Origin of the sequence: Nostoc sp. TCL240-02 (assembly GCF_013343235.1) — a bacterium.
In the GTDB taxonomy this organism is placed as follows: domain Bacteria; phylum Cyanobacteriota; class Cyanobacteriia; order Cyanobacteriales; family Nostocaceae; genus Nostoc.
In genome coordinates this window covers 2,289,381-2,301,871 of record NZ_CP040094.1, presented here as the reverse complement: position 1 = coordinate 2,301,871, position 12,491 = coordinate 2,289,381, and the positions used below count along the sequence as shown (strand labels likewise).

Genomic DNA, 12,491 nt, shown 5'->3' with positions numbered 1-12,491 from the left:
GAATGATTTAGAGAAATCCCTCCAAAGTCTTCCATTCTACAGATTTCTTGAGTTTGATCTGGGCGTTGCGATCGCGTATGCTAAATTCAGTTTGATTTGCATTATCTTCTGTGGACAAAAACCGCGAACCATTCATCAGTCTGGCACTTTATCATGCCTTTAAATGGTCAGTCGTCAGCCCCATGCTTCACGCTTACTTTCGGGGCCAGATTTATGGTACGGAAAATGTCCCTCAATCAGGCCCGCTACTGATAGTGAGTAATCACGCTAGTTACTTTGACCCGCCCATTGTCTCTAATTGTGTACGTCGTCCAGTGGCGTATATGGCTAAAGAAGAATTATTTAAGATTCCTATTTTGGCGCAAGCGATTAAATTGTACGGTGCTTACCCGGTGAGTCGGGGAAATGCCGATCGCAATGCCATCCGTTCCGCTCTAGAATATCTCAATACAGGTTGGGCTGTCGGTGTTTTCTTGCAAGGTACTCGCACCCCAGATGGTCGAATTACAGATCCCAAAAGAGGCGCATTGCTGCTAGCCGCAAAAGCAAAAGCCCCAATATTACCAGTAAGTGTCTGGGGTACTGAGAAGATTTTACAAAAAGGCTCGTCACTACCTCACGCAGTTCCCATCACCGTCAGAATTGGTAACTTGATTAATGCTCCCAGTTCCAGTAATAAAGAAGAATTGGAAGCGTTGACACAAAAGTGTGCCACAGTAATTAACGAAATGCATGATTTAGGACGATGAATCTAGAGATACAACAGATATATGCTTTAGGGAGGTAGCGATCGCACCTTGACCTCTGTATGTTTAAGGTCAATGCGCTCTAGCAATGAGTCAGGCTTTATGCTTAAATGCAACTGCTGGGCAAATCTATCATCAATTTCACCCTAAACAGCATTATGAGCGGCTTTGAAGCCAAGAATTTTTGGGAGCGATTAAATAATCTGGCGTTAGTCCGCTTTTTGCTTCTAGTTGCTTCTGGCTGGGCGATTGTACAGCTTTTAGCTTACTTTGAAGCAGTCGTTGTTATTTTTACATTTGCGGCAATTTTGGCTTTTTTACTCAGCTATCCCGTACAAGGGCTGCGGCGTTTTTTGCCCCACGGTGTAGCTGTTGGCTTAGTTTTTTTACTCAGTATTGTGATTATAGGCGGTCTGATAATTACCGTGGGCTTAACGGTTTTATCTCAAGGACAAGAATTAATTAATAGTATCACTGCGTTTTTAAATTCTTTAGCACCTTTATTAGAAGGACTAGAAGCATTTTTGCGAAGCCGTAATTTACAAATAGATTTAAGTTTCATTGAAGAACAATTGCGGAATCAAGCTGTATCAAGTCTTGTAACTAGTTTGGCTATTTTACAAGGGTTTATGACGAATTTTGTGACTTTTATCTTGATTGCAGTTGTAGCTTTCTTCATGCTATTAGATGGAGACAAGTTGTGGAATTTTATTTTGAAAATAGTCCCAAAACATCGCCGCAATAGATTTACAAATATAATCAGACGATCTTTTCTAGGATTTTTTAGAGGGCAGTTATTATTAAGTGCATTTCTAACAAGTACAACTTTTCTGGTTTTCTTAATATTAAAAGTACCTTTTGCTTTGATACTATCAATAATAGTCGGATTTCTGGATATTATTCCTGGTATAGGAGCGACATTAGGAGTAAGCACAGTAACTCTATTTGTGTTGTCTCAAGGTGTTTGGTTAGCCTTGAAAGTATTGATAGCTTGTATTGTTCTCCAGCAGATACAAGACAACTTAATTTCGCCCCGAATTATGCAAGATGCGCTGAACCTTAATCCTGTAGTGATATTTTTTGCTTTGCTAGTAGGTGCTAGAGTAGCAGGATTATTAGGTGTTTTTATATCTATTCCAATCGCTGGAGTAATTGTATCTTTATTTGAAATTGATGAAATGAAATCTGAAGTTTAGCTGAAATGAGAAAGAGACGCGATTCATCGCGTCTATTAAATGTAAGATAATTTGTTAGGTAATACAAATTGAGGAATAATGTCGGATTTAAAAGCGGAATTAACAGAAATTTTGGATGAGGCAGAGTGGGAGTGGCTAATTCCTCATGTACAACGAGATGCAGTAATTTTGGTAGCACCGGAGTTAGATTTGGTGGATGTTGGAGTAGCGATCGCCAGTGATAACATTCCATCAGTAGAACAATGGATTGATGAGCAATTAATTACCAAACCCACAACAGTACAAGTGGGAGAATGGAATCTTGAGCGCAGTAAGCGATTTAATACTCTCATCGTTCAGCCTTACGTTTTGGTGAAGGAAATAGTTGCTGCTTAAATTAGTTTCTGTATTGTTTTTGATGACAGTTTGTGTTACGGTAATCTCTCAGTAAAGATAGCTCAATGTGCTATTTGTTACTTGGTGATTACCACACGCTATCTGGCTGAGTTGAATAAAGCGAAATTTTCTCCTTTAAGATTTAGCCATCTAGGAGCTAGAATTGTTACGATAATTTCAGATTAGATGTTGAAACCTTGATCCAATCTGAAACCTTAGAACTATTAGAATGGCATCGCCTCTGCCAGCACCTTGCCACCTTTGCGGCAACTAAGCTGGGGGCGACAGCTGCGCGTCATCTGAAAATACCCGATTCTCAGACCCAAAGCGAACAGTTGTTAGAGCAAACCAAAGAAGTCTACCAACTAGAAAATCGTCTGACTACGGGACTGTCATTTGAGGGAATTCAAGATATTGGCGATTCCCTAGAACGGGCAGAACGCAGTGGAGTTTTGGCAGGAGATGAACTGTTAGCGATCGCCACCACCCTCGCGGGTGCTAGAAGTTTGCGCCGTGTCATCGACAATCAGGAAGATTTGCCAATACTGACTGAGTTGGTTGCCGATTTACGGACTTATCCAGAACTAGAACAAGAAATTCACCGATGTATTGATGAACGGGCCCAGGTAACTGACCGCGCGAGTCAAAAACTGGGAGAAATTCGCACAGATTTGCGGCGATTACGCAGCCAAATTACCCAAAAGCTGCAAAATATCTTACAGGCAAAATCTGGGGCAGTTCAAGAACAGCTAATTACGCAACGTAGCGATCGCTTTGTCATCCCGGTAAAAGCACCGCAAAAAGATGCTATCCCTGGTATTGTCCACGACACATCTACTAGTGGTGCAACGCTATACGTAGAACCGAATTCCGTAGTGCCTCTAGGCAACCAACTGCGGCAAATCATTAGAAAAGAACAAGCCGAAGAAGAAGCGATTCGCCGTATTTTGACGGAACAAGTCGCCGCAGTCAAACCAGATTTAGAGAGATTGTTGGCGATCGCCACCACTTTAGATATGGCAACCGCTAGATCCCGCTATAGTTTCTGGCTAGGAGCGAATCCCCCGCGATTTATCCAGCGTGAAGACAAGGAAATCATTACCTTACGGAACTTACGACATCCTTTGTTAGTGTGGCAACAACAACACGAACAAGGGCAACCAGTAGTTCCTGTAGATTTGCTGATTAACCCGCTAATTCGGGTTGTAACCATTACCGGGCCAAATACTGGTGGTAAAACTGTAACCTTAAAAACTCTAGGGTTAGCAGCATTGATGGCTAAAGTGGGTTTATTTGTCCCCGCCCGCGAACCAGTGGAAATTCCTTGGTTTGACAAAGTGCTGGCAGATATTGGCGATGAACAATCCTTACAGCAAAGTTTATCCACATTCTCTGGACACATCCGCCGGATTAGTCGAATTTTAGAGGCATTGGGGACTGGGGACTTGGGACTGGGGACTGGGGACTGGGGACTTGGAACTGAGGAAAAGGAAATTCCTAATCGCCAATCCCTAATCCCCAATCCCCAATCACTCGTTTTACTCGACGAAGTTGGTGCAGGAACCGATCCAGTTGAGGGTAGTGCGTTAGCGATCGCTTTGTTGCAATATCTCGCCAACCATGCTCAACTAACGATCGCCACCACTCACTTTGGCGAACTAAAAGCTCTGAAATATGAAGATGAGCGGTTTGAAAACGCCTCGGTCGAATTTGACGAAAGTACTCTCTCGCCTACTTACCGTCTACTGTGGGGCATCCCCGGACGTTCTAATGCCTTAACTATTGCCCTGCGCTTGGGATTAAAGCCAGAAGTGGTAGAACAGGCGAAAACTCAAGTTGGAGAGGCTACAGATGAAGTTAACCAGGTGATTGCAGGCTTAGAAGCCCAACGTCGTCGCCAGGAAACCAAAGCAGCCGAAGCCCAAAGTTTGTTGCAGCAAGCGGAACGTTTATACAAAGAAGTATCCGCAAAAGCCGCAAGTTTGGAAGAGAGGGAAAGCAGTTTGCGGGCTTCACAGGAAATAGCTGTCCAACAAGCGATCGCCCAAGCAAGAGGTGAAATTGCCCAAGTGATTCGCCGTTTGCAAAAAGGTACGCCCACAGCCCAAGAAGCCCAGCAAGCCACCAATGCTTTGAATCAAATTGGCCAGCTTTATCAGCCAGCAACGCCAGCAAAACCAAAACCTGGGTTTATGCCCAAAGTAGGCGATCGCATCCGCGTTCCAAAATTGGGACAGATAGCAGATGTGATCGCCGCCCCCGATGAAGATGGGGAGTTAAGCGTTCGCTTTGGGCTAATGAAGATGACGGTGAAGTTGCAAGATGTAGAATCTCTAGATGGTCAAAAACCCGAACCAGTTGTTAAAGCCAAACCAGCCCCAGCAGCAGTAACCCCACTACAAAATGTCCCAGAAATTCGGACTTCCCAAAATACCATCGATTTGCGCGGTAAACGGGTGGCTGATGCCGAATACATTTTAGATAAAGCTATTTCGGAAGCTACAGGCCCAATCTGGATTATTCACGGGTACGGCACTGGTAAGCTACGACAAGGAGTTCACGCTTTTTTGCAACAGCATTCCAGAGTAAATAACTACGAACCAGCAGAACAAGCAGATGGCGGTACTGGTGTTACCATTGCTCACATCAAAAAGTAGCAATCAATGTGAAAGTAGGGGCGCAATGCCTTGCGCCCCTACTTAACGCCGTGTGCAACTTTCTCTCAGACCTAACCCCCAACCCCTTCCCTACAAGGGAAGGGGAGCAATAATCAAAGCCTCTCGACCTTTCGGAGAGAGAAATGGAAGTGGGGTTTTAAGAATCTGACTTTTCCCGTTAAGTCTCTTTTGCAAGCTGCCAACCCTCACAGAGGTCGTGTAATTTTAACCAACCTCGCCACAGTACCTGGATACCAATAGGTGTTTTACTTCGATGTTCTAAGTAGCCGCCAAGACGAGCTACAGCTTCAACAGCCCAGCTAACTGTTAGCACTTTGGGGAGTTTGGGAGACTTAGCTTTTAAAATCTTGAGTTCAAGGGGATTAAGAATTTCAATGGCAGGGGCTAAGGGCTGAGTGCGGTGGAGATAAGTTAAGCGCAAAAGCTCAACAGCTATTACGCTAAAAAAACCAATGAGGGTCTTCATCCCATCAGCAGCAAGCCTATATTTTTCTACCTGACATCCAGACTTAAAAATTTTATGGTATTCTTCAACACGCCAACGATAAGTATACCAGCGTAAAACTGTAGAAGCCATCTGGACATCTGCAATAACTTCCGTAGTCAACAACATCCACTCCACAAGTGTTTCACCATCTGGGCAATCAATCTCAGTGGCATAAACAGCATATACGGGTAGAGGCTCACGGTTATCAAAACGATAGGGAGTACGGAGATTGACCGGACAAAATCGCACAGCCAGCTTGGTTTTACGGGCAGAACGCTGTCCAGTCTGGGGTAATTCGATTTCCTGTTCAAAACTGGTAGGTTGTGCAAGGAGTTTTGACCAAAGACGCTCGCTCTCGGAATCTAAACTGCGGTTATGAGCCGCGCGAATAAGAACTCCGGTGTGCTGGAGTTGGCGAACTTTATCGAAAACTTCTGTGATATCACCTTCTCGGTCGAAAACATGAATCACTTGCGTGTGCTTACTCACAAGGTTTTCTATAGTGGTGAGCGCTTCTACCCACCTGTAAGATTCTTTCTGTTCAAAGGGACGGTTTCGGGCTTCTTTACGTGCTGCTGCTTGCCGTTTTTTCTTCTGTGTTGGAGTTTCATCTTTTGGCGGTTTCTGTTTTGCTTCTCGATTCCAAAGTTTTTGCCACAACAGACCAAGGGACTGGCCTTTGTCCGATTCTATGGCTAAAGCACTGTGTAATATTAAACCGTTACCTCCCTTACCAATTGGGCCGTAACCTTCTTTTTTAGCCTCAATACTGCCATAATCAAAAAAAGTCGTGTCTCCAACACACAGCACTACGTCGCACTCTGCAACAGTTTCCGCAGTCATTTGGCAATGCGGCTCAATCACGCTGGGAAATTGCACTTTTGGATTAGCAAAAACTCATAAGCCCTTTTAAGTACGGTTCCATTACTGAAAACTTCCGACAGCGCTTTGCCGAATCCCAAACTTAGAGCATACCCGATTGACATTGCACGCTCATTCAATCGGCGATCGCCTAGAGATATGGTTGCAAAATTCTTTTCCCACCAGTCCAGCATTGCTTGTTACCTTTAGCACCCAATTTCAATTACTGTACCGTATTTGCTGTGCTGTTTCTTAAACCCTTTGCCAGCAAGTCTTTCAAGACTTAACGGGAAAAGTCAGTTTTAAGAATAAGTCGCACATCGCGTTACTTAGGCAAACAATAGCCGAAAAGAAAGATTTTCATCTTAGGGAAATTCATAAATTGCCCCTACCGCGTGTAGTTTTGCGTAAGTCCTAATTAGTTTCAAGAAGATATCAATCATCCTGATGTTGTCCACGATGTCCTGAAATCAAACGCTACACATAGATGGGATGATGGAAAGGGAAAGCAGTAAGAAGCGCCTTTAGCAAACAGGTAAAAGATTTGTATAGTAATTATGTATACATTCAGAACAAGTAATAAACATCAAGAAATTTCAAAATCTCAAACCGCAAATAAATGTAGGAGGTATTCTACATAATTAGCAGTTAGCATTCAAAACAATAGTTTATTTATACTCTTGTACGGAATTAGCAGTGAAAGTCAGGTAAACCTTAATTAGAATTGATACTTTTCTACTTTGTTGAAAATAAATTTTCATCTAGAGTAGGACAAAGATACATGCTGTTTACCACATAGAAAAATCTAGCTGAAGTCTCTAGCTCATAGCTATGGGAAACCAAGTTTGAGGCTTGAGAGTCTGGTTTCAAAATGGGTAACAGCAACATCCCCTATCAGCTTGATCACCTATGCTAAAAGTTATGCACTCGGCCGCCAACTCAGCCACGCCAAATTCTCAGTGGGAGGATTTAATCAAGCTTCCAGCTCCAAACACAGTTCAATGGGACAATATCAAAACCCAATTAGACTTGGTGCTGTTGGCGTTAGAAACCTTAACTGGGATTGGTTCAGAGGCTATGCTTTCGGCGGCAACTGATCTGAATTTAGAGTCAAGAGTGCCAGACCGCGTAGCTTTATGGCGACTGCGCCAGTCAAATCCCCTACGTAAAGGTCAAGGAGGGCGAAAAAAGCTAGATGTCGAAGAAGCGCGATCGCTTGTTCTGATCATCTGCTACTTAGCCAAACAGCACCAGGAATTGATTCGCCGCGCTGTCGGTCTGTTGGAACAAATGGCAGAAAATAACCGGGAACCTCACCAGGCTGCCTTACTTGGAGACTATATTGATGCTTTTTGCAACACCTACCAAGAGCGGATGGAAGAGGATGAGAAAATCTCAACAGATTTACTTACCAACCTGGCACTAAAACTGCTTGTAGATTTACTTTTTTACAGCGCCCCTGGTGGACATCGCCGTCTCTGGCTAGCACTTATAGACGGTTCGACAAAATTTTAGATGTGAAATTTGAAATTCCTCAATCAAAATTTGCTTGTGATTTGTTTGCTAGATCGGGAAACTCTTTTGATCGTCATTAGCTCTTGAGCGATGCACTATCAGCAATGCTTCCTCCTAGTACAAGACTACATAACAAGAGAAACCTGACCAACTTCCTTCACTCAGAAGGAATCCACCGTTTCAACTTTTCTTTGCAAGCAACTGGCTTAACTTTTTGCAAAATCTCAAATAGTCTTCCTCGCAGTTCCTGCCATGCCTCTATCAAATTCTGTAATTCGTCGCTACACACCACCTACTTGCACGCTAGAAGTATTCGCCCAAAGCTCGCCTCTGTCCCGTTGGATGGGGAAAACTGTCCTCAAACACCTAAGCTTTGAACTACGCTTTGATGATCCCCGACTCCCAGAAGAACACAGAGTTCCAATTCGGGGCGATCGCGAGCAACTTGAAGCTTTATGTGATGCAGTCACAAACTACGTACAGGAATTCCTCCAACAGCCTCCAGAAAGCTTTTGGGTTAGTTTCTCCGGTACCCAGGAATCAACCACAGCACTGGGTGAGCCGGAATTAAAGTCCTCAACAAAAACATTAAATTCCTTTAGCACCCAACTTCCTGGGGCAAATATCCGCTTAGAACCAAGCAGCTATTTAACTCACAATTTATTTCTCGGTTCTCTCGCCAACTACTCATCCGGCCCCGTAATTAAACTCAGTCTGCTGCAACTATTCGATTTGGCCAGCGCTTTAGATGAATACTCAACTGATGTTATGGCACTCCCAACTCTTAACAGCACGAGTTCGACTCTGAGGTTCCCCGCTTGGGCACCTGTTGCCGCAGTATTAGTATTAGGTGTAGGTTTCTTACCTGTTACTTGGCAATATGCTAACAGCATTAGGGGAAAAGAACAGCAAACAGCCAAAACATCAGATCCAGCAGCAGTAAAGACTGCCTTAGAACCTTCAACCTCACTAAACTTTCCTACGCCTGAACCTGGAATTATCCCTCCATCGGATAATTTGCTAGGTTCCACTCCTCCACTTTCCACATCTACTTTGCCCCAAGCACCTTTAACAGCCCCTAGTTCTAGTTTTTCTGCACCGCAACCTCTATTTCCCAATAATGCACTGACAACAACCCAGAGCAAGACTGCAACCCTTCCTAGTAATCCAGCGATGCCTTCTCTGGGAGACGCTACGCGAACGGCGAGCTTCTCTACGAGGCGCTCCGCGAACGCTAAGGCACCATCAAATAAAATCCCAGGACAGGAAATAGCCATAGTACCAAATCTTGGACAGAACCCTACAGGGTCAAATCCCCAAGCTGGAACTCTCCCTCAGTTGCGGAATTTGCCACCCAGACTATCTTCTAACCCAGGCAGCTTACCAACTAATATCTCACCAGTTCTCCCTCCGTCTCTTGAGAGCATACCCAATAATAATCGTGGCAATACCTCTGCACTAAACTCACAACAGCTAGACGAAAGAATCAATTCCCTACAGCAACCTTCTACTGGAGAAAAACCCGCTTCACAACTTCCTTCGTCTAGAACTGCGGAGAACAATCCATTCATCGACCAATTAGGAGATGCACGCAAAACCCCTAAATCTACAGAAGTGGCTACTGGTACATTATTTGATACACCTCAAGTAGCAGAAGCTAGGGAATACCTAAAAAAGCGTTGGCAACCACCTACTGGACTAGGACAAACATTAGAGTACAGTCTGATAGTCAGTGTTGACGGCACAGTTGAACGAATTTTTCCTCTTAATAAGGCAGCAAGAGAATTCGTTGATAGCACTGGGATGCCTGAAGTTGGTAAACCTTTTGTTTCCGCCAATACACGCGGACAAGATGTCAGAATTCGAGTTGTTCTCAGTCCTGATGGCAAGGTACAGACTTTTCCAGATGAATAAGTAAATTAATCTGTTTAATGTCACCTATAAAACTGGTACAAACTTTGTGCCAGTTTCTATTTACTTCAATAGAAGATTAACCGCTAGGTTAGACGAGGCGAAAGTAGAAAAATTACTTTCACAACACGACCCTCTAAATTTCAAATGAAGTCAACCATAACGATTTTGGATTAATAGACTTTACCGAAAAGCTGTCAGAAATTAACTATATTTAAGAAAAACAAAAGGACTGGATATAGTCAGTCCTTTATTCTATTGATTTAATGTTTTTTGTTAATAACGAGATTTTTTGGTCTTTAACTTTTGCTTTTTACGCCGACGTTCGCTAGCAGCAACGGCTTGTTCTACCGGATAACCCACTACGGGAATTACTTGATATTTGCGCTCTTCTTCTAAGTTTTTCAATTCAGTGTAATCAACCCAGTGAATACAATCAACCGGGCAAGTATCAATTGCTTCTTGGATAATTTCTTCAGCGTCTCCATCTTGCCGAACCACGCGCGATCGCCCGTAATCTGGTTCAATATAAAAGGTGTTACGTGCAACATGAGCGCAATGCTTGCAACCAATACAGGTAATTTCATCAACATAAACACCATTTTGGCGCAACAAACCGCCCAATTCCGGTTCTAAACCAGAACGTTCTGGGGCATCCCTTAAAAAACCCCCTAATTCTGGTTCTAAACCGGAACGATTGTCAACTTGTTCTTCCGGCGACGGCAGAAAATCAGCCATTACGCACTCCAGCGTTGTACTACCAGACGAATGGAACCATCTTCATTTTTTTGTTGTTCAGAGACTTGAAAACCAACACGAGCGGTTTCTTTCACAACTGTTTGGTAAGCATATCGCTGCGTTACCTGGCGCAAAAATCCATCGACAGAAAGGTCTTGCTGCCAATATTGCAAATCAGCTACTAATTCATATTCCTTGCCATTCCATCTAAAGCCGATGTCATAGCCATTTTCCTGCTCAATACTAACTTCCGCAGGATGGGTTTGACCGCGATAGCCACGGACTTCGCGTGGGCCGGGTTTCCAGTCTACGCCCAATTCGGTCAAAGCATCTTTCAAAGAATCAAGGTTACGGATTTGAGTCTTAATTTGGCTAAAGTGTGACATGGTGGTTGTGAATTAATAACACTAAACTACTGTGAAAACTTACCAATCGCTGTAAGTGGTGTGCGTATTCGCCACATTAGATTGCTGCAACTTCGCGGCGAAATATTCTGAGGTTGGCTCATGATTAAGTACTTGCCCCAATTGTGCCTCTATTGCTGCTGTAACCTCAGCGCAAGAGGCCCCCACAATACCAGTGACTTTCTCTTGTACCCGACCGTCTGGATAGATTATGAACTCTAATGTCTCCATGCTCTTGGCCAATCAGGATAAGTACGCTTAAATTGTACTGCCTTAGCAGAAGGCTATAAATATAGCCGTAGGAACATTTTTACTTAGATACAAACTTGCCATTTGTTAAATAATGTTCCATCTTTCAATATATATATCTCAGAATCTTTACAAAACTTATTAAATTTATAAGCAGTCACATCAGTATTTAGTTAGTTTCTCTTAACCTCCTTGATTAGTCAAGGTAAAAACTGAGCTTGCTAGGTAAACGGCAAAAGCCCTAAGAACAAGCATTAGAGGCAATATACCCAGCAAGGTAATTTACAAAAATATAAAAATTCTTGGAAAACTTTATCACCATCATGAAATTTGCCTTATTTTCTTAAGTTTTCCCAGATAGTAATGAGCCACCCTACATTCATATTGATCGGGATGACTCAACAGCTAAGTTTTGGCTTGAGCGAGTCAGTTTATCAAGTAGCATTGGCTTTAGCCCCAAAGAACTGCGAAAATTAGAAGAGTTAGTACAAGAAAATCAAGTAAAACTTTTGGAGGCTTGGGATGGGTATTTTGGCAGTTCGGGCAGATGAAAGAGTTTAAGATGTACGTTTTACTGAAGAAACGATCAGTGTTGACTTGATGGACGGGCGAACAATCACAGTGCCATTAGTTTGGTATCCCAGGCTGCTCAATGCTACCCTTGAACAACGATTAAAATGGGAAACGTGCGGAGGTGGCTACGGTATTCATTGGGAAGAAATTGATGAAGACCTTAGTACAGAAGGAATGCTGCGTGGCGCACCTGCACCAAGAACCAAAGTGGTAAGTTAGCAATGCCCACGGTTGGTTACGCTTACACACTCGTCAATACAATAAGCGATCGCATGATCTTTTATGTATATTATGTATAGCAAGCTTTCTATCGCTTACGCTGTCACCATTTCCGGAACTTCAACGTCCATTTTTCAATCCTTGTGACATTGAGCATCAATCTGAATTTCTAATGCTTCTCCTACCGCATCTCGCAATGTTTTTGCACCTAAAAATGTTCTGAGTTGGATATGCCTTATATCTTTAACTAAGTAAGATAATCCTATTTTAGTTATAATTTTATACTTAAAATAATATTTACGCGTGAACAGCAAGTTTACCTGATTATCACTGTGGCGATGCCCAAGCTGCTTAAAATAGTAGTGATAAAAAGGATTGCTTTAAAGCATATTCAGATTTTTGCTGCTACTTCGCGTGAAAATTTGCTCAAGCCTAAATCACTCAGCAAGAATTTCTGGTGAATAAACTGATTTGCTTAGAGAACAAACCAGGATAATGAAGCATAATTAACCTTTATAGCTAAAAGCTGTCAGCCTTCA

At 43.0% G+C, this 12,491-nt stretch carries 11 protein-coding genes and 2 pseudogenes; 8 read left to right on the top strand and 5 right to left on the bottom strand.

All coding sequences use genetic code 11. From position 1 onward, the window contains the following. The first annotated feature begins 110 nt into the window (after positions 1–110). The 4 genes from FBB35_RS09965 (at position 111) to FBB35_RS09950 (ending at position 4,974) form a co-directional block, all read left to right on the top strand. Positions 111–749: a 1-acyl-sn-glycerol-3-phosphate acyltransferase gene (locus FBB35_RS09965; protein ID WP_174709497.1), complete on the top strand. Its 639-nt coding sequence runs from the start codon at positions 111–113 to the stop codon at positions 747–749. Between the two features lie 155 nt (positions 750–904). Next, the gene (locus FBB35_RS09960) at positions 905–1,942 is read left to right on the top strand and encodes an AI-2E family transporter (protein ID WP_174709496.1); all 1,038 of its coding nucleotides are present in this window, start codon (positions 905–907) and stop codon (positions 1,940–1,942) included. 78 nt (positions 1,943–2,020) lie between these two features. Next, positions 2,021–2,317, top strand: coding sequence for a DUF2288 domain-containing protein (locus FBB35_RS09955; protein WP_174709495.1), 297 nt, complete (start codon positions 2,021–2,023; stop codon positions 2,315–2,317). 197 nt (positions 2,318–2,514) lie between these two features. Beyond that, positions 2,515–4,974, top strand: coding sequence for an endonuclease MutS2 (locus FBB35_RS09950; RefSeq protein ID WP_174709494.1), 2,460 nt, complete (start codon positions 2,515–2,517; stop codon positions 4,972–4,974). A 178-nt stretch (positions 4,975–5,152) separates the two neighbouring features. Here the strand turns inward: FBB35_RS09950 and FBB35_RS09945 are convergent, their stop codons facing one another. Both FBB35_RS09945 and FBB35_RS09940 read right to left on the bottom strand, forming a co-directional pair. After that, complete coding sequence (locus tag FBB35_RS09945; RefSeq protein ID WP_254625899.1) at positions 5,153–6,325, bottom strand: IS4 family transposase; 1,173 nt, start codon at positions 6,323–6,325, stop codon at positions 5,153–5,155. Positions 6,326–6,342: 17 nt separating this feature from the next. Beyond that, positions 6,343–6,537, bottom strand: coding sequence for a transposase DNA-binding-containing protein (locus FBB35_RS09940; protein WP_174709492.1), 195 nt, complete (start codon positions 6,535–6,537; stop codon positions 6,343–6,345). 715 nt (positions 6,538–7,252) lie between these two features. Here FBB35_RS09940 and FBB35_RS09935 point away from each other — a divergent pair. Continuing rightward, positions 7,253–7,858, top strand: coding sequence for a DUF3038 domain-containing protein (locus tag FBB35_RS09935; protein ID WP_114080213.1), 606 nt, complete (start codon positions 7,253–7,255; stop codon positions 7,856–7,858). A gap of 252 nt (positions 7,859–8,110) precedes the next feature. Further along, positions 8,111–9,772, top strand: a complete 1,662-nt coding sequence (locus FBB35_RS09930) for a DUF4335 domain-containing protein (protein WP_174709491.1) — start codon at positions 8,111–8,113, stop codon at positions 9,770–9,772. 273 nt (positions 9,773–10,045) lie between these two features. Here the strand turns inward: FBB35_RS09930 and FBB35_RS09925 are convergent, their stop codons facing one another. Genes FBB35_RS09925 through FBB35_RS09915 form a run of 3 tightly spaced genes read right to left on the bottom strand, consistent with a single transcriptional unit; the run spans position 10,046 to position 11,142 of the window. Then, on the bottom strand, positions 10,046–10,507 hold the full coding sequence (locus FBB35_RS09925) for a ferredoxin (RefSeq protein ID WP_174709490.1): 462 nt from the start codon (positions 10,505–10,507) through the stop codon (positions 10,046–10,048). Continuing rightward, positions 10,507–10,893, bottom strand: a complete 387-nt coding sequence (locus FBB35_RS09920; RefSeq protein WP_012406942.1) for a DUF1257 domain-containing protein — start codon at positions 10,891–10,893, stop codon at positions 10,507–10,509. Before FBB35_RS09920 ends, FBB35_RS09925 begins: the two co-directional genes overlap by 1 nt. Positions 10,894–10,932: 39 nt before the next feature. Continuing rightward, positions 10,933–11,142 carry a DUF2997 domain-containing protein gene (locus FBB35_RS09915; protein ID WP_163928123.1) on the bottom strand — a complete coding sequence of 70 codons (210 nt, stop codon included), beginning with the start codon at positions 11,140–11,142 and terminating at the stop codon, positions 10,933–10,935. Positions 11,143–11,531: 389 nt separating this feature from the next. On the opposite strand from FBB35_RS09915, the pseudogene FBB35_RS35450 reads away from it, so the two are divergent. Next, positions 11,532–11,711, top strand: a pseudogene (locus tag FBB35_RS35450) (DUF4160 domain-containing protein); the annotation flags it as partial. 22 nt (positions 11,712–11,733) lie between these two features. Further along, positions 11,734–11,952 (top strand): annotated as a pseudogene (locus FBB35_RS09905) (DUF2442 domain-containing protein); the annotation flags it as partial. Between the last annotated feature and the right edge of the window lie 539 nt (positions 11,953–12,491).